The organism is Paenibacillus sp. BGI2013 (assembly GCF_002843485.1).
Classification (GTDB): Bacteria; Bacillota; Bacilli; order Paenibacillales; family Paenibacillaceae; genus Paenibacillus; species Paenibacillus amylolyticus.
The window spans coordinates 660,141-676,850 of record NZ_PJFA01000003.1; the positions used below are offsets into that span (position 1 = coordinate 660,141).

15 protein-coding genes and 4 pseudogenes are annotated in these 16,710 nt (G+C 40.5%); 10 read left to right on the forward strand and 9 right to left on the reverse strand.

What is annotated here, in order from left to right; all coding sequences use genetic code 11:
- Nucleotides 1-204: 204 nt before the first annotated feature.
- The 6 genes from CXK86_RS10285 to glnA all read left to right on the forward strand — a co-directional run bounded on the left by CXK86_RS10285 (nt 205) and on the right by glnA (nt 6,552).
- Nucleotides 205-768, forward strand: a complete 564-nt coding sequence (locus tag CXK86_RS10285; RefSeq protein WP_036672757.1) for a ribonuclease FAU-1 family protein — start codon at nt 205-207, stop codon at nt 766-768.
- A gap of 110 nt (nt 769-878) precedes the next feature.
- Complete coding sequence (locus CXK86_RS10290) at nt 879-1,850, forward strand: AAA family ATPase (protein ID WP_076250164.1); 972 nt, start codon at nt 879-881, stop codon at nt 1,848-1,850.
- Between the two features lie 124 nt (nt 1,851-1,974).
- A complete protein-coding gene (gene hflX / locus CXK86_RS10295) occupies nt 1,975-3,261 on the forward strand; it encodes a GTPase HflX (RefSeq protein ID WP_076250166.1) in 1,287 nt (428 codons plus the stop codon).
- Between the two features lie 83 nt (nt 3,262-3,344).
- Entirely contained in the window at nt 3,345-4,598 is a 1,254-nt protein-coding gene (locus tag CXK86_RS10300; protein WP_076250168.1) for a methionine gamma-lyase family protein, read from the forward strand.
- A gap of 82 nt (nt 4,599-4,680) precedes the next feature.
- The gene (locus CXK86_RS10305; protein ID WP_017687924.1) at nt 4,681-5,094 is read left to right on the forward strand and encodes a MerR family transcriptional regulator; all 414 of its coding nucleotides are present in this window, start codon (nt 4,681-4,683) and stop codon (nt 5,092-5,094) included.
- A 129-nt stretch (nt 5,095-5,223) separates the two neighbouring features.
- Nucleotides 5,224-6,552 (forward strand): type I glutamate--ammonia ligase, encoded by a 1,329-nt coding sequence (gene glnA, locus CXK86_RS10310; RefSeq protein ID WP_036613569.1) that lies wholly within the window; start codon nt 5,224-5,226, stop codon nt 6,550-6,552.
- Nucleotides 6,553-6,709: 157 nt separating this feature from the next.
- Here the strand turns inward: glnA and CXK86_RS32625 are convergent, their stop codons facing one another.
- Together CXK86_RS32625 and CXK86_RS32630 are read right to left on the reverse strand one after the other, a co-directional pair.
- Nucleotides 6,710-6,919, reverse strand: coding sequence for a tyrosine-type recombinase/integrase (locus CXK86_RS32625; protein ID WP_256719984.1), 210 nt, complete (start codon nt 6,917-6,919; stop codon nt 6,710-6,712).
- Nucleotides 6,920-7,046: 127 nt separating this feature from the next.
- Complete coding sequence (locus CXK86_RS32630; protein WP_256719985.1) at nt 7,047-7,202, reverse strand: site-specific integrase; 156 nt, start codon at nt 7,200-7,202, stop codon at nt 7,047-7,049.
- 711 nt (nt 7,203-7,913) lie between these two features.
- Between CXK86_RS32630 and CXK86_RS32980 the strand changes: the two are divergent.
- Nucleotides 7,914-7,967: pseudogene (locus tag CXK86_RS32980) on the forward strand (hypothetical protein); the annotation flags it as partial.
- Here the strand turns inward: CXK86_RS32980 and CXK86_RS32985 are convergent.
- From CXK86_RS32985 to CXK86_RS10340, 5 genes and pseudogenes are all read right to left on the reverse strand, one after another.
- Nucleotides 7,963-8,010, reverse strand: a pseudogene (locus tag CXK86_RS32985) (toxin-antitoxin system HicB family antitoxin); the annotation flags it as partial. The pseudogenes CXK86_RS32980 and CXK86_RS32985 sit on opposite strands and share 5 nt — an antisense overlap.
- Before the next feature lie 77 nt (nt 8,011-8,087).
- Nucleotides 8,088-8,552: a hypothetical protein gene (locus tag CXK86_RS10325; RefSeq protein WP_047843417.1), complete on the reverse strand. Its 465-nt coding sequence runs from the start codon at nt 8,550-8,552 to the stop codon at nt 8,088-8,090.
- Nucleotides 8,553-8,886: 334 nt separating this feature from the next.
- Entirely contained in the window at nt 8,887-9,213 is a 327-nt protein-coding gene (locus tag CXK86_RS10330; RefSeq protein ID WP_179087839.1) for a hypothetical protein, read from the reverse strand.
- A 300-nt stretch (nt 9,214-9,513) separates the two neighbouring features.
- Nucleotides 9,514-10,293, reverse strand: coding sequence for a hypothetical protein (locus CXK86_RS10335; protein WP_076250172.1), 780 nt, complete (start codon nt 10,291-10,293; stop codon nt 9,514-9,516).
- 151 nt (nt 10,294-10,444) lie between these two features.
- Nucleotides 10,445-11,117: pseudogene (locus CXK86_RS10340) on the reverse strand (SOS response-associated peptidase).
- A gap of 212 nt (nt 11,118-11,329) precedes the next feature.
- Between CXK86_RS10340 and CXK86_RS10345 the strand changes: the two are divergent.
- Nucleotides 11,330-12,379 carry a fibronectin type III domain-containing protein gene (locus tag CXK86_RS10345; protein ID WP_076250174.1) on the forward strand — a complete coding sequence of 350 codons (1,050 nt, stop codon included), beginning with the start codon at nt 11,330-11,332 and terminating at the stop codon, nt 12,377-12,379.
- Nucleotides 12,380-12,826: 447 nt separating this feature from the next.
- On the opposite strand, the gene CXK86_RS10350 is transcribed toward CXK86_RS10345, so the two are convergent.
- Entirely contained in the window at nt 12,827-13,174 is a 348-nt protein-coding gene (locus CXK86_RS10350) for a hypothetical protein (protein WP_076250176.1), read from the reverse strand.
- Between the two features lie 411 nt (nt 13,175-13,585).
- Between CXK86_RS10350 and CXK86_RS10360 the strand changes: the two genes are divergently transcribed.
- Nucleotides 13,586-13,819 carry a YolD-like family protein gene (locus tag CXK86_RS10360; protein WP_083684324.1) on the forward strand — a complete coding sequence of 78 codons (234 nt, stop codon included), beginning with the start codon at nt 13,586-13,588 and terminating at the stop codon, nt 13,817-13,819.
- Between the two features lie 544 nt (nt 13,820-14,363).
- Here CXK86_RS10360 and CXK86_RS10365 read toward each other — a convergent pair.
- Nucleotides 14,364-15,544 (reverse strand): annotated as a pseudogene (locus CXK86_RS10365) (tyrosine-type recombinase/integrase).
- A 913-nt stretch (nt 15,545-16,457) separates the two neighbouring features.
- On the opposite strand from CXK86_RS10365, the gene CXK86_RS32635 reads away from it, so the two are divergent.
- Entirely contained in the window at nt 16,458-16,607 is a 150-nt protein-coding gene (locus CXK86_RS32635; RefSeq protein WP_256719987.1) for a hypothetical protein, read from the forward strand.
- The last annotated feature ends 103 nt before the right edge of the window (nt 16,608-16,710 follow it).

Here is a 16,710-nt window from a genome sequence, read left to right on the forward strand (position 1 = left end):
TGTAATGGAAGCTGATTTGATGAATAGGTGGGACAAAGCTTGATTTTGAGTGTAAACCTTAAATATGGTAAGCTGTAACTATTCGTAATACGTTGTGCAAGGGCGGGCCCAGAGCGCTGGAATCCATCAGGCGGACGTTATTACATTGTTCACCAATAACATCAGAGCAGGTCACGGACCTGTAGTCGGCAAAGAGGGGTTCGTATGAAACGGAAATTCGGGGATCGCGCGAACTGGCGCCGGATTACGAACCGACAATTCACATGCCGGTTCGTTCAATCCAAAATTTTCACAGGTTATATTACGTTGTACACCATACAGGATTTGAAAGAACCTCTGTGGAAAACTTATGGAGGCAGTACCTTCTGTATCGCAGATAAAGGTTATTCCTGGTTGCAATACTATCCGAAGGGAGAGCACTTTGTAGTTACAGCGATGTTTGACGATCAGGAACGGATTGTAGAGTGGTACATTGATACATGTCGTAGTCAGGGGATAACCGATCAGGGTGTTCCTTGGTTTGATGACCTGTATCTGGATGTCGTTGTATTGAAAGATGGGGAAGTATTTTTGCTGGATGAAGATGAGCTTGAAGATGCACTGTCACGAAAACATATTACAACGGGTGATTATGACTTGGCTAACAAGACGGCAAAGGAACTGCTGCATGCCATTGATGCACATGTATTCCCATACTTTCAGTTATCACTGAAGCATAGGCCAAGTTTGTTTGAGAACGGAGAGTTTCGAAAAAACATTCAGATTTGAGTCATCTACTTATCCGTAGAATTCTTCATGATCCTTCTAATATTGGAGCACCTGATAGAATACATTAATAATCAGGAGAGTTCAGCCCGATAAAATAGAGGTGATGGCGAATGAACGGACGGGTCATGGCTGCAGGAGAGCAACCAGGAGGCAGACCATCCAGACAAATTAATATTGTGTTGCGTAACCAGGAACCTCAGATGTTGGTCAAAGATGAAGCAACGGCAGTACAGGCAGCCAAGAGTATAACCAAACATGCGCACTTCCAGGAGATACAGGGTGAATTGGAGCAACTGGTTGGACTTGAAAATATCAAAGACTTGGTGTTTGAGATCTATGCTTTTCTACAGATTGCTCAGATGCGTACCGAAGCAGGCTTAATTAGTGGTGCGCACGTGTATCATATGATCTTCAAAGGTAATCCGGGAACCGGTAAGACCACCGTGGCGAGGATCGTTGCCAAACTCTTTCAGAAGATGGGTGTGTTAAGTAAAGGTCATCTTATTGAAGTAGAGCGTGCGGATCTGGTTGGAGAATATATAGGTCACACGGCGCAGAAAACAAGAGATCTGGTTAAGAAGGCACTCGGTGGGATATTGTTCATTGATGAAGCCTACAGTTTGGCCCGCGGGGGAGAGAAGGATTTTGGCAAGGAAGCTATTGATACGCTTGTTAAGTCCATGGAAGATAACAAAAATCAGTTTATACTGATTCTTGCTGGGTATTCGGAAGAAATTGATTTTTTTCTCCAGACCAATCCCGGATTACCTTCCCGCTTTCCCATTCAAGTGGAGTTTCCAGACTATAGCATTGATCAGTTGATTCAAATCTCTGAGATTATGGCCAAAGAGCGTGATTATATTCTAATGCCACAGACCATACTCAAGCTAAAGCAGCATTTGCTTCAGGAGAAAAATGATTCGCTGCATGCGTTCAGTAACGCCAGATACGTTCGTAATGCCATTGAGCGTTCGATCAGGCATCAGGCAGTTCGTTTGTTGGAACAATACTCGGAAGGCAGTCCAGGAAAACTGGAGCTGATGACAATCCGTACAGAGGATTTGAACTTTGAGCGAAAGTAAGCGATAATATAGTTTTTACACCAGCCGGCCGGGCCAACCGGTTCGGCTTAAGGCATGCCATGGCATATTCGTGGCAATGTATATCAACGGATTAATTTAGTAATTAGAGGGAGTGAACATATACATGACAAATGGCACGCATGATACAGATATGGTCAAAAAAGATCGCGCCGTCTTGGTGAGTCTTGTTACGGATGATGTAAAACGCACAGGTATCAACCCTGAGTACTCTTTAGAGGAACTGGTGAAACTTGCCGAGACAGCTGGAGTGGAAGTGCTAAGTGTACTTTCTCAGAACAGGGAAAAACGTGATACCAAATGGTTCATTGGTAAAGGTAAGGTGGAAGAGCTCCGTGCGATTGCAGAGGAACTGGGAGCAACTACAGCTATATTTGATCAGGAATTGTCAGGTGCACAGGTTCGTAATCTGGAAGAAACCCTCGATCTCAAAATTATTGACCGTACCCAATTGATTTTGGACATCTTTGCACAACGGGCAAACACTAGAGAAGGTATTATTCAAGTGGAATTGGCTCAACATAGCTATTTGCTGCCACGGTTGTCGGGTCATGGCAAGAACCTGTCCAGACTCGGGGGCGGAATCGGAACAAGAGGTCCAGGTGAAAGCAAACTGGAGACAGACCGCCGTCATATTCGTGGTCGTATCGATGATCTGAAACGTCATCTGGAAGAATTGACACGTCATCGTAAGTTGCATCGTGAACGCCGTAAAAAGACAGGTATTGTTCAGGTGGCCCTTGTTGGTTATACCAATGCTGGCAAATCAACTTTGCTCAAGCAGTTGACGGCTGCAGATGTGTATATTCAAGATCAGCTATTCGCAACATTGGATCCTACATCACGTACGATGGAACTTCCAAGTGGAAAAGAAATCGTACTTACCGACACGGTTGGATTTATTCAAAATCTACCGCATGATCTGATTGCAGCATTCCGGGCAACGTTGGAGGAAGTGAATGAAGCAGACCTGATCCTGCATGTTGTGGACGCCTCATCAGCTATGCGTGAAGATCAGATGCGGACGGTTAATACGATTCTGCAAGAACTTGGTTCAGGGGACAAGCCGCAGTTAGTCCTGTATAACAAAAAAGATGCGTGCACAGCAGAGCAGCTTGAGATGCTTCCATTGGATAAAGACCATATTAAAGTAAGCGCATTAGACTCGGAGGATCTGCTTAAAATCCGTGAATTCATTCAGACAGAGCTGACAGGTGATACGAAGCGCTTCCGTATTCCGGCAGAACGTGGTGATCTTACGTCGGTACTCTATAAAATTGGTGATGTAGTGGATACCAGCTTTGAAGAGAGTGATGTGATTTATGAAGTTGAATTGCAAAAAGGTGAATATGAGAAATTTGGTTATATGCTTGAAGAATTCATTGAATTGTAATATTCATGACATATTGATGTGATAAGTTACACGATAATGGATATTCGACGTCAGATTCGTGCTATGAAGGGGAATGAAGTAAGATGGTAAGCTTTGATTCAGAAATATCTGAACTTCAACGTCAAGTGGAGCGTCAGATTGAAGGACAACTGCAACAGATTGATCGGATCACAGATCACAATCAATGGAAGGTGATTAATGCTTTCCAACAGCGAAAAGTAAGTGATTTTCACTTTGCAGGTTCAACAGGTTATGCCTATAACGATCGTGGGCGTGAAGTGCTTGATGAAGTATATGCTGATGTATTCGGCGCGGAAGCCGCGTTGGTGCGTCCTCATTTTGCTTCAGGTACTCATACGATTAGTACAGCTCTCTTTGGAGTTTTGCGTCCAGGTGACGAATTATTGTACATCACGGGTAAGCCTTACGACACATTGCATAAAGTTATTGGCAAACCCGGTGATGGTACAGGTTCGTTACGCGATTTTGGCATCGGTTACCGTGAGACGGCCTTAACTGATGAAGGTGGAGTGGACTGGGCAGCAGTTGAAAAAAGCATTACACCGGCTACAAAAGTCATTGGGATTCAACGTTCACGTGGTTATGACTGGCGCTCATCCTTCTGTGTTGCTGAGATTGCTGACATGGTTACGCGTGTTAAAGAGCTTAAGGAAGATGTCATCGTATTCGTAGACAATTGTTACGGTGAATTCACGGAGGAACGTGAACCGACAGAAGTCGGAGTTGATCTGATGGCCGGATCACTGATCAAGAATCCTGGTGGAGGCATTGCGGAAACCGGTGGATACATATGTGGGAAGGAACAATACGTACAGCTGGCAGCTTATCGTCTAACAGCCCCTGGAATTGGGGGAGAGGTTGGAGCAATGCTGGGGACAACACGTGGCATCTACCAAGGACTTTACATGGCACCGACAATTGTAGGACAAGCTATCAAAGGAAGTACGTTTGCTGCTGCGATGTTTGCTGAATCCGGATTTGTAACCAAACCCGCCTGGAATGAAGCTCGCACAGATCTGATCCAAGCTGTTAAGTTTAGCTCTGCCGAGCATCTGATCGCCTTCGTGCAGGGGATTCAGCGTGCAGCAGCTGTGGATAGCCATGTGGTTCCTGAACCGTGGGATATGCCTGGTTATGAGCACCCTGTCATTATGGCGGCAGGTACGTTCATTCAGGGTGGAAGTCTGGAATTATCAGCCGACGCGCCTATTCGGGAGCCGTATATCGGGTATATGCAAGGCGGATTAACGTACTCTCATGTCAAATATGGCGTTTTAATGGCGTTACAGACTATGAAAGATCGTAAATTATTGTGAGTTTATCTAACACGTCATTGACACTTGGTAATAACTAAATGTACAATAGGGTGAAGAATAGATGACTGGAAGGTTGATGAACATGGGTGATGAAATCCGCAGAAATATGGCCTTATTCCCAATTGGTATTGTAATGAAACTTACGGATCTGTCTGCACGTCAGATTCGTTACTATGAGCAGCACAGCTTGATCGTTCCTGCGAGAACGTCAGGTAATCAACGGTTATTCTCTTTTAATGACGTAGAGAGATTGCTAGAGATCAAGGCTTTGATTGAAAAAGGAGTTAACATCGCGGGCATCAAACAAGTGATGAATCCTGTTTCAAAAGAATCCGAGGAAGCTACAGTTATCACGCCAGATACTGAAGTTAAACGCAGAGAGCTGTCCGATACGCAGTTGCACCGCTTGCTGAAGCAGCAGCTTGTATCAGGTAAGAGACCAGGACAAGTATCTCTCATTCAGGGAGAGCTTTCCCGATTCTTTAATAAAAACTAAATTCGCATAACTTGGCGAGTGAGGGGAAAACATGCACTTTTGGTGTGAGACTCCTTGACCCGTGGAACTTTCTAATGTACAAATATAACAGGCAAGCCAAATACGCAGATAAGAAAGGGAGAGGTTATAGTGAGTTATACAAAAGAAGACATTCTCCGCATTTCGAAAGAAGAAAACGTACGATTCATTCGATTGCAATTTACTGATTTGCTTGGAGCTATCAAAAACGTTGAGATTCCTGTGAGTCAGTTGACTAAGGCTCTGGATAACAAGATGATGTTCGATGGATCTTCCATTGAAGGTTATGTACGTATTGAAGAGTCCGACATGTACCTCTATCCAGATCTAGATTCTTGGCTTATTTTCCCATGGGTTGCAGAGAACCGTGTTGCACGTCTGATTTGCGACGTATATCTTCCGGATGGTAATCCGTTCCCAGGAGATCCACGTGGTATCTTGAAACGTAACCTGAAGGAAGCCCAAGATATGGGATTCACTTCCTTCAACGTTGGTCCTGAACCCGAGTTCTTCTTGTTCAAAACAGACGAAAAAGGAAACCCGACTAACGAACTGAATGACCAAGGTGGTTATTTCGACCTTGCGCCTACGGATCTTGGTGAAAACTGTCGTCGTGACATCGTTATCACACTTGAAGAAATGGGCTTTGAGATCGAAGCTTCCCACCATGAGGTAGCTCCAGGTCAGCATGAGATCGACTTCAAATATGCTGATGCTCTGAAAGCTGCTGACCAGATCCAAACGTTCAAACTCGTTGTTAAAACGATTGCACGTCAGCATGGTTTACATGCTACATTCATGCCGAAACCACTGTTTGGTATGAACGGATCCGGTATGCACTGTAACCAATCCTTGTTCAAAGGCAATGAGAACGCATTTGTTGATGAGTCGGACGAGTTGGGTCTGAGCAAAACTGCTCGTCACTTCATGGCTGGAACTCTGAAGCACGCACGTGCGTTTGCAGCAATTACTAACCCAACTGTGAACTCATACAAACGTCTTGTACCAGGTTATGAAGCACCTTGTTATGTAGCATGGTCTGCTAGTAACCGTAGCCCAATGATTCGTATTCCAGCTTCCCGTGGTCTGAGTACACGTGTTGAGGTTCGTAACCCGGATCCGGCTGCTAACCCTTACCTGGCTTTGTCTGTTCTGTTAAAAGCAGGTCTGGACGGAATCAAACGTGAGCTTTCCTTACCAACTCCAATTGACCGTAACATCTACATCATGTCAGAAGAAGAGCGTGTGGAAGAAGGCATTCCAAGCTTGCCAGCTGACCTGAAAGAAGCATTGAATGAATTGATCCGCAGCGAAGTCATCTGTGATGCTCTCGGCGACCACGCCTTGGCTCACTTCTATGAGCTGAAAGAAATTGAGTGGGATATGTATAGAACACAAGTCCACCAATGGGAACGCGATCAATATATTACGTTGTACTAATTGAAAAAACCTTGTAACAACGGGGTTTTGAAGGAATGAACCGGGGGACGTTTTGAGGGAATTGCACTTCTATTGAGGTTGCGTCCCCCAAACGTCCCCCATTTTGACTTTTTTGAACCAACAATGTTGGCGGTATACTGATCAATATTGCGTTGCTCTAACTTTTTGGAGATGTGAGCATATATATCAGAGGTGATCTGCACACTTTTCCATGACCAAGCTGTTCTTGAACAAATTTTATGTCTTCACCGGCTTCAAGCATGGGTACAGCATAGGTGTGTGGAAGAGAATGGATTTCAAGATCTTCATTTAACTCTGCACGCTTTATAATCCTCTGGAAAGCATTGAAGAGGGTAGACTTTGGCATGTGGTTTCCGTCGTTTCGACACAACACTAAATTTTGATCATGCCTTTACATGAATTCTCCTAGGTTAATTTTATTTTTTGGTTTTGCTAAGTGGCGTGATATCTCAAATCATTGATTAAGCTAGCGCTTACAGTAATTGTGCGCGTGGATCTGAAGGTTTGGTATCTCCAAATAGCTCATCATCATTTTCTGCCTGAAAATCAAGCGTTTCATCAATGTGTATCTTTTTTTCTTTGAAGTTAATATCAGACCATTTTAAAGCTGCTGCTTCACCTTTTCTCATACCTGTTTCAAGAAGAAGCTTAAAGAAAATTCAATAGATATATCCATATCCTCTAGCTGCATGTAGAAAAATAGCAATGTCCTCCGAATCAATGGTATTATCCCCTCAAGGTAGACAGTGAAAAAAGAGATCATGTTAAAATGAACTCAACACTGAAAACAGGAGGGGATTTTTGTTATGCCAGCAAGCCAAACTTTTAATCAATATAGTGAAGAAACGAAGAAAGAAGTTGTTCGTCTGCGATTGGAAGAGGGTTAGACATACAGTCGGATCATGGAGAAGTTTGGTATTTAGAGTGATGGCCAGATTATTACTTGGGTACGGAAAAGCCAAAATGGAGAGAGTTTTGAGGATTAACGAGGACGTTGGACGAAGAAGCATTTTAGCAGTGCAGAAGAAGAAAATGCTTATCTGAAAGCGCAGATAGAATATCTAAAAAAGCTCAATCCAAATTTGCACGGAGAGGGAAGCTGGATTTCGAAGCCCTGTGCCAGTCCGTTCGAGAAATAAGTAAGTGGGCATCTGTGGTTTGGTTGTGTAAAACTGCTGAAATTTCTCGTACGGGTTACTACAAATGGAAGAAGAATATCATCCTCAGAGAGAAACGAGCGGATCGGGATGCGGATCTAAAAGCACATATTTTAGGCATTCATCGGCTTCGTCCTTATTTCGGCTACAAACGTATGCGAACCGCGTCAGTAAAAGAAAGGCCTCGAGGTGAATCACAAAAAGGTACGTCGCTTAATGAGAGAACTCCAGATTCGTGGAGACTCTTTGGAACGCGTAGGTTAAACTTCCCATTGTACTCATCCTGTCGTCAAAGTACTATAAATAAAATGGCTCCCCTGCAGATTAAGCGGGGGAGCTTTTTGATAAAACTAATTATCAGTTTTTAGTGAATTGAATTGTATAAGGTTGGTTGTAGTTGTTGATACCATTATCCATAATTCTGAAGTAAACCTTCTCACCAGGTTTAGCGCTCATACCAACTGCCTCAGCGTATCCTGGTCCATTCCAGTTATCCATTTGAATGGACAGTATCGCACCGCTAGCATCCTTTTTAATAATACCCATAATAATATCGAAATTAGGTGGTGGGGTAGCAATAACACTAAATGTGACAACAGAAGATCCATTTGTGTTGTCTACAACATAATAATCGTTATCACTCATGCTATCTAAATACTGTGTTGCGCTAAATCCGGAAGACTGGTTAACACTTGAGTACATCACTTCTGCTGTCTCAAAGGAATCAGCCCAACCAGTTTTAGCGAATGCAGAGCCGGAACCGAATGCTAATAAACAAGCAGTTGCCATAACAGAAATAGAGAATTTTCTTAATCTTTTCATATTCAAACCTCCTAAATATACTAGAACCAATAAAATAGAGATTCTGGTTTGTGTGATTATTTGAACTTAGATGTCGAATAGCCTCTCACATATGACGGTTGGCCAACCATGGTTAAATATACCATATATAATTTAATATTGTAAATGCTTAACATGTAAAATATTAGTTCTGTGAATACTATATTGGAAATTTTCAGTAATTAAGAACTCTATTAATAACAAAAGAAAAGGCGACAGGGATAACCTGCCACCTTTGTTTATTCAAATATATTCAGTACATTGATATGGCACGGAGTAGAGCTAGTAATCTTTTCATAATAGTCTCCTTTATAGATTACTTATCATTTGCGTCACTAGCGCTAAACATGATTCCAAGAACATCAGAACCGGTAAGAGTATAACGAACGCCATTAACCTCTGTGGATTCATCAATTGTTGTCCAATCTACACCTTCATCGATGACTCCTAAATTTTTCATAATATCGCCTACGGCTGATGTAGGTATGTCAGCGTTGGTTGCCAATATAACCAATCCAATACTTATAATAATATCTGCTCCAGAGGACAGAGTACCATTTCCTTGTCCAATCATCATTACATCCCGTAACGATTCGTCTACTTTGTTTACTGAACTAGTGATGCGTATGTAATCTGTAGTCATATACTGAAATACATTTTGAGCTGGACCTTCTTTAATTTCAATCTTCTTCCTCCTGATTTAGTAATAATTAACAAAAGAAAACAGTCTATCAGACCTAGGTATATTTTTCTATAAAAATGTATGGATGTGGAAGAATGAATAGATATCGGGTACTACAAACAGATATGGATTACCTCACGGCAGCCTTAATTAAGGTCCGGGTATTCGTCTGGCATGATTTAGATGATCAAGGATACATCATTGAATATGGCTTAGGCTACAACAATAGAGCAGGAGGGATAACCTCACTGCTCTTTCGTTTTAGTTGCTTGTATACTCACTCACTTCAAACGTCAAAATTTTATCAAATATCACGTAATCTGTACGCTTGCTGAATGGACCTTTGTTGTTGCTGTATTTGTTGATACCAAATTTAGCTAGGCCAGTTCCTACATCACGAGCATCGTACCAGTTGAGGAATGCATTTACATCACTCATTGGAAGGTCGTATTCTTTTTCTAAACCACCTATCATTGATACTGTTAATATAGCGCGGTCTCCCGCTGGTTGAGGTTCTGGATTAGGAGTAGATGTGGTGGGATCTAGAAGTTCTCCATCAATGTCGATGGCATCAAAAATGAAATCAGCTTGTGGATTTAAGTTTATTAATTCTACATTATGCACTGAGTCTGTTAGACCCACTTTTTCAAAAATTAAAGATTGGTCTGTAGAAGCTGAATTATTGATACTATATGTATCAATGATTTCATTATCAATTTTCACTTGAACCTTATCTGTTCTGCTTATATGAGTCTGTGCAATGACTCTTAACTTTGTGCCTTGAAAATTAAATCTAACTGAATCGTTGTCGCTTGATTTTGTAATATATTTTACTCCGCCACCATACCATGCGACACTGCCGCTATTGCTAGTTTCCCATTCACCAGTGTAGATAAACTTACTGTTGTCATCGTCGAATCTGTTCCATCCAGCTTCTGGAGACTTTAAAGACTGTCCAAGATTAGCAGCGAAAACACTTGTCCCAAAACTTAAAACTAAAATGAATGATAATAAGATCGGTAAAACTATTTTTTTCTTCATGTTTATTCTCCTTCAGAATGTATTTGCATAAATGATAATACTTTTTCGAGAGAACCATGTATAAACAATTATGTCTATATATTCAAGTAAGTGTTAGATATAATAAAAAAAGCTTTAACGACCTCTCTAAGTCGATAAAGCTGATAACTTTCTATCCTATCTCTTTTAACAGCCCTTCACTGTTATTCCGCACATTGCCGACTTCCTTCGGCACCTCGTACGCTCGCATTTCTGAAGCTTGATATGGCTTAAGCAGACCAAGTAGTGACTGAACATCATCATTATCTCTTCCGAGCCACTCAGCCTCATCCTCAGATCGCAAGGTGATCGGCATACGATTATGGATATCCTCCATAAGACTATTTGGTTCCGTTGTAATAATGGTGTACGTACTCAATTTGTTTCCATCCGGATCTGTCCAGGTATCGTACAGGCCAGCAAGCGAGAACAAGCGGTCATCCTTCATCAAAATGCGCATTGGACGCTTTGCCGATTCTTCTTTCTTCCACTCGTAAAATCCATTTGTCGGAATGATACAACGCTTTGAACTGATCAACCTTTCAAAGGATGCCTTTTCATTCAATGTCTCAGCCCGGGCATTAATCATCTTATTACCGAACTTGTCGTTTTTGGCCCATGAAGGAACTAGTCCCCATCGGAAAGTACCCAATCGATTACCGTCTATGCTGCCAATAATTGTAGGAATGTACTTGCATAGGCGCTGCATTGTAATTAGGCTTGTAGTCAAAGCCATCAGCTATAGATGCATACTATCTGTCCATTATCGCGTCTATGGGATCTGAGATTGTGAATCTACCACACAGGATAATGCCTCATTTGAGACTCTATACTATGTAATTTTACTCAAATCTTTAAGGATAGAAACGGGTAATTTGTGGAGATGCGCATCCAATATAAAATAAAAATGCAATAAATTAGATGATTTTTATAGATCAGCAAGTTTATGTTTAGACATGATATAGAAGCGCATTGTATCTTTTAATCTGTTCAGATAACTATTTCAGGGGGAATATTCATGAAGGTAACGTTTTTGAAAAAGATAAGTTTTTTGTTTGCAGTTTTATTTTTTATAACTGGTATAGTTTTAAACCATAATGTGAATGCAGCATCAATTGGTGAAAGTTTAACATCTCCAGACGAAGGCTGGAAAAGGTATGATGATATGGACCCGTTCATTAAATATGAAGGTGTTGGATGGAGTCATGTGACCGATGATGTAAATACTTACGGGGGATCAGGTCATTTCAATAAATTATCCGGCGCAACATCAAACGCAATTAAGTTTAAATTTTATGGAACTAAGTTGCGAATTATTGATGTCTACTGGAACAACAGAGTGAACAACGTAACTATTGAAATAGATGGGAAGATTTCTACATACAATCCAAATAATTCAGTAAATTTATATCAAGCTCTGGTTTTTGAATCTTTAAATTTACCCCTTGGTGTTCATGAAGTGAAGTTAACGACGACGAGTACAAGTAATACATTTTCGCTTGATGCCATTGATATTGATGATAACGGAAGATTAGTAGGAGAGAGTGAACCTTTGTACCTGAAAGCTGTACCAGGTGACAGTCAGGTTGCTCTATCATGGGAGCAAGTTGAAGGTGCAGATAAATACACTATTAGATATGGCACTGACCCAGGTAAATACACTGAAACTGTTACAGCTACAAAAGATGTATATGGGAATTTTATCGTACCAGGGCTCATTAATGGGACGAAATACTATTTTGTAGTGAATTCTATTGTAAATGGAGTTGAGTCCGAATATTCCAATGAAGCTTCAGCAACTCCTCAAGCGCAGGTAGTTGAACCACAAGAACCAGCGGGTAATCGCGCGATCTTAGTTGTAACAATGACAACTGGCTTGGAAAAAGAGTTCGATCTGAGTATGAAAGAAGTTAATGGCTTCATCGACTGGTACGAATTAAAACAATCGGGAAGTGGAAAGGCATCTTATGCAATTAACAAGCACGATAATAACAAGGGACCATTCAAAAGTCGCAAGGATTACATCCTATTTGATCGTGTCTTGACGTTTGAAGTAAGCGAATTCTAAAAAAGTTGTTAACTAAGGCTACCGCGGTTGAATTGCGGAGCCTTTTTGCGTTATTTCTTATCATATGATATATAGTGAAACACAGGCGTATTTGTCCTGTTGCCTGTCTAGCCAGCTGGGGTAGTTGACCTAAGGTAATGCTGATTTTTTAATTAACTGTTCTAAAGTTAAATCTTTGTTATTAATCCACCACGATGCAGAAGTCTTTTTTTGGAGTGGCAACAAAGTCTCTAAGTTTTCATCTTTGTCGTGGACTTGATTTAAAAATTTGATCCTGATATCTCGTGCCCATTTAATCTGAGCTACAGAACCCTTGAGGTCTGGTATGTTATAAAGGATTTCAATTTCACTAGCTAAGTTATTTAATAATCTTCCATCTCTTTGGAGTGTTCAATCTTAACTAGGATAAACACCTCGTTTCCGATTTTATGTAGATCTATTGTATCTTTAGAAGAGCTTCTTCATGATGGCTTTATATATATTGTCGTCAACTTCAATTAAACTTTTCTTCCCGTCATTAAATTGTAAGGCAATTGTGTGAGTGCTTTTTTCTTTTGCTGAAAGCCCAGCAAGTAGACCAACAGGTCCTAGAATTAAACTTCCAACAAAACCTCTTCCAACAGCACTCACAGCACTTTTACTTCGTGTTGCATCCATCACTTCGTATTCTTCAACAGTAGTTTTATCTAGATTAATTGAAGAAAAGAATCCGGTTGATAAGCTGACTGATCCGAACATCAGTGTTAAATACTTTCCTTTGTAATCACCAGCAATAACTTGGTTCTTTGCTCCCATAATACCCCTCCATATTTTTACTTTTTCAGTTCGATTTTACTATAAAATTCTGGACTAGACTATAAAAATAAATGGCAATGTCTTTTTATTGATAAAAGAACGTATGTTCTTATATGATAATGGAGAGGTGATTTACATGTTAACGGATTATCAAAGGAAGGTCCTTCGGATCTTATATAACTACAAAGGTGGACGGCGTAGGTTTCCTACTATCCACGAACTTACAGTCAAAACGGGTAAGCATAAACCAGATGTCATTGCTGCGGAATACATACATTGGGAAGGTTGGTCTGACACGGCTAACATATTGATACTGGAAGGATGGGAACGTGAGGGAGAACGTCCTAAGGTAGACCAAACACCACCCTCTGGGAACATTGACTATTAGACTCAATATTAAGGGGGCTTGTCATGCGTAGCAGACTAAAGGATGACGGGTTGTATGAGACATCCAGGATGATTATGCCTGAACACAGAGAGGCATGGTTGGCTCAGTGTGAGCAACAGAAGAGACGTGGCAAGCCAAATTTGGACGATCAGGAAATGCAGCGAATCAGTGAAGTACTTGTTGACTCTTATAATAGAAGTAGTACGGTTTATTTGATATTATTTAACCCTTTCTTCGAGGAGCCGATATCAGAGTAGTTGTGGGATTAAACTCTGCAAGGTGTGAAATAAAGTTGATGTTAGAGGATGAGTTCCGCTGGGTTTCTTTAGCCGAAATTGTCTCTATTAATTAATGAGATTGTATCGCTTTGGAATTGAGAGCTTATACTTTATAATATCTGTATAAGCATATTATTTAATTAGGAGATTTTCGATTTAACCAGCGTTATATAGACTAGATTTATTGCATTGAATGTCAGAGTAGTAATGCAATCAAAGTGAGTATCTGAAACGAGTTTCTTCATTATAATAAGAAAAAAAGGGCGCCCACAAAAGCGCCCACAAAATGCCCACAAAAGTCTGAATAATTATGATTAGTTCTGATAAGCTGATCACTGATAATACTTGTTTTAAGCCGATTTATTATGGTGGGTGATACACTTTGAAAGCATGGAACATAAACCGCACACAAGTCCACCAATGGGAACGCGATCAATATATTACGTTGTACTAATCGAAAAAACCTTGTAACTACGGGGTTTTGAAGAAATGAACCGGGGGACGTTTTGGGAAGATTGCACTTCTATTGAGGTTGCGCCCCCCAAACGTCCCCCGGTTTTTGATTTTCTGATCCAAAAATACGGGAAGTGTACTCTTCATATTTATCAATGTTACGCTTTTCTAACTTCTTGGAAATATGAGCATACACATCTGATGTAATTTGCACACTGCCATGCTCGAGTTGCTCTTGTACAAATTTTATGTCAGCCCCAGCTTCAAGCATGATCACGGCATAGGTATGCCTCAAGGAATGGATCGTTAATTCCTCACTTAAACCCGCTTTTCTCAAAATTCTCTTCGAAGCATTAAAAAGACTAGATTTAGGCATCGGACTACCATCATTCCTGCACAAGACGAGATTTAAATCGTGTCTGTACATGGACTCCCCTAAATTGATCTTATTTTGATTCTGCCATGAAGCATGATACCTCAAATCATTTATGATTCCGTTACTTACACTAATGGTGCGGGTAGAATTCCGGTTTTTGTATCTCCGAAAAGTTCGTCCTCGTCTTCAGCTTGAAAATCGAGTGTTACATCAACACGGATCATCTTTTCTTTGAAATTGATATCCGACCACTTTAGAGCGGCAGCCTCCCCTTTTCGTAACCCCGTTTCAATCAGCACTTTAAAGAAAATCCAATAAATGTACCCATCTCCTCGAGCAGTATGAAGAAATGGGAATGTCCTCTGAATCAATGAATTGGATCGTCTTCTTTTTGTGCTCTCCTTTAATAATTGAACCTTTACATGGATTGCGTAATATTTTCCCTTGAATCAATGCATGCTCTATGGCTGAGTATACTGTTGAGTTAATGATCTCGACCGTTCGTTTACTGAGTCCCTTTTTAAATAGAGAGTCCAAAAAGACTTGATACATATCTGGTTTTAAATCTTTGAGCATCAGACGCTTAAAATAAGGTTGGATATGGTGTTTAAGTTATTCTCATGTTGTTTGATCGTATTCTTTCGTACAACTCCTTTTTTAGAGTTATCTATCCAATTTCGAATGTAATCGACCAAAGGAATGCCTGTCTGTTCAAACCCTTGCTTTAGCTGCCTTAAAAATTCAGCAGCAGCTAGTTCAGCCTCTGGTTTAGTTCCAAAACCAGCCTCAGATTTCTCTTTTTGTTGTTGAGTGAACGGATCGGTGTACTTTAACCGATACCTCCAGCCACTTTTTAATTTCTTAAAACTTGCCATTCTGATTCCTCCTAATAGAACGTTAGTTCCTTTTTTGTGTATGTAAAACCGCCTCACGGCGATGTAAGCGTAATTTTGAGCAGAGTAGTGAAATGTTCTGGGTTGGAGAAAGAGCTTCGAATTAAAGTCGGAAAAGATATTTTAAAAAAATCATCAAAAAACGAGCCTTCGGTAACTAAGGCTCGTTTGTGTAGGAGTCATATTTGGCTCCAATAACTATGTTTGGATTAGTGCAGAGGTTTCTTGCGGAAAAGTAACTAAAACAATTCTACCCTATTTCACAGGATTTGACCATACTTTAGCTTTAAAGTTCTTGTCCTTGGTTCGAGACCAGAACTTGTACCGATTGCCGAAAAGGACAAGGAAATGATCTGATTACCGATTAGATAAGTATTTAACTACTTGTCACTGCTCTAATTCATTAAGCTAGCGGGCAGTTTAGTTTAAGATTAACTGAGGTGAACCATATCATCGCTAGTGATAAAGCAGAGAATTGAACTGGATATCGCATCGGCAACGCTGAGTTTGCAGGAAGGAGCTTAAAGTATTCACGTACTCGATACATGTGGAGTGTCTAATATTGATGGTCCGTAAGGAATAGATGAGATGTGACAGTTTAGCTCAAACGATTTAATTGTATAGTGTTGACACTTCGCCCACTTGGAGTAATATCTTACTATTGAGATAGCATTCTATTTCCGATGAAGACATATTTTAGTTTGAATGTTATTTAGGAAGGAGAGACACTATGACAATGTTCGAGATATGTTCTATGCAAAGTTTATTTTATGAACAACGGCGGTTGTTTGTATAGAGCTAATAATATAAGTAACAGCTTAAATCCGGATAGTGATAATTGTTATAGTGTAGACTTTGCTACCTTAAAATTCAACTATTTTAAGGAGCGGCTATCATGAGATATGTAAATGCCGACATCATCTTTCTGGAAGAGTTATTAAATGAAATACAAAAGTATATGAACGGTGGATTGGTTTACGTCCCCAAAATCAAAAGGTTTGCGTTAAAAATCGGGGTGAAAATTCAGGCAGCAGAAAAGTTATAATCTTAGAAATGATGAAATCCGGCGAAAGTTTCTCGATGGTGACACTATCGAGAAACTTTCAGATCGATTTTTCCTTTCAAGCGATACTATTAAAAAGATCGTT

Bases quoted from the DNA above. Each gene is read 5' to 3' on its own strand.
- CXK86_RS10325 (WP_047843417.1), bottom strand. From the start codon at position 8,552: ATGAAAAGATTAAGAAAATTCTCTATTTCTGTTATGGCAACTGCTTGT.
- CXK86_RS10300 (WP_076250168.1), top strand. From the start codon at position 3,345: ATGGTAAGCTTTGATTCAGAAATATCTGAACTTCAACGTCAAGTGGAG.
- CXK86_RS10290 (WP_076250164.1), top strand. From the start codon at position 879: ATGAACGGACGGGTCATGGCTGCAGGAGAGCAACCAGGAGGCAGACCA.
- CXK86_RS32625 (WP_256719984.1), bottom strand. From the start codon at position 6,919: ATGCCAAAGTCTACCCTCTTCAATGCTTTCCAGAGGATTATAAAGCGT.
- CXK86_RS10330 (WP_179087839.1), bottom strand. From the start codon at position 9,213: ATGACTACAGATTACATACGCATCACTAGTTCAGTAAACAAAGTAGAC.
- CXK86_RS10345 (WP_076250174.1), top strand. From the start codon at position 11,330: ATGAAGGTAACGTTTTTGAAAAAGATAAGTTTTTTGTTTGCAGTTTTA.
- hflX (WP_076250166.1), top strand. From the start codon at position 1,975: ATGACAAATGGCACGCATGATACAGATATGGTCAAAAAAGATCGCGCC.
- CXK86_RS32635 (WP_256719987.1), top strand. From the start codon at position 16,458: ATGAGATATGTAAATGCCGACATCATCTTTCTGGAAGAGTTATTAAAT.
- CXK86_RS10360 (WP_083684324.1), top strand. From the start codon at position 13,586: ATGCGTAGCAGACTAAAGGATGACGGGTTGTATGAGACATCCAGGATG.
- CXK86_RS10305 (WP_017687924.1), top strand. From the start codon at position 4,681: ATGGGTGATGAAATCCGCAGAAATATGGCCTTATTCCCAATTGGTATT.
- CXK86_RS10350 (WP_076250176.1), bottom strand. From the start codon at position 13,174: ATGGGAGCAAAGAACCAAGTTATTGCTGGTGATTACAAAGGAAAGTAT.
- CXK86_RS32630 (WP_256719985.1), bottom strand. From the start codon at position 7,202: ATGAGAAAAGGTGAAGCAGCAGCTTTAAAATGGTCTGATATTAACTTC.
- CXK86_RS10335 (WP_076250172.1), bottom strand. From the start codon at position 10,293: ATGAAGAAAAAAATAGTTTTACCGATCTTATTATCATTCATTTTAGTT.
- CXK86_RS10285 (WP_036672757.1), top strand. From the start codon at position 205: ATGAAACGGAAATTCGGGGATCGCGCGAACTGGCGCCGGATTACGAAC.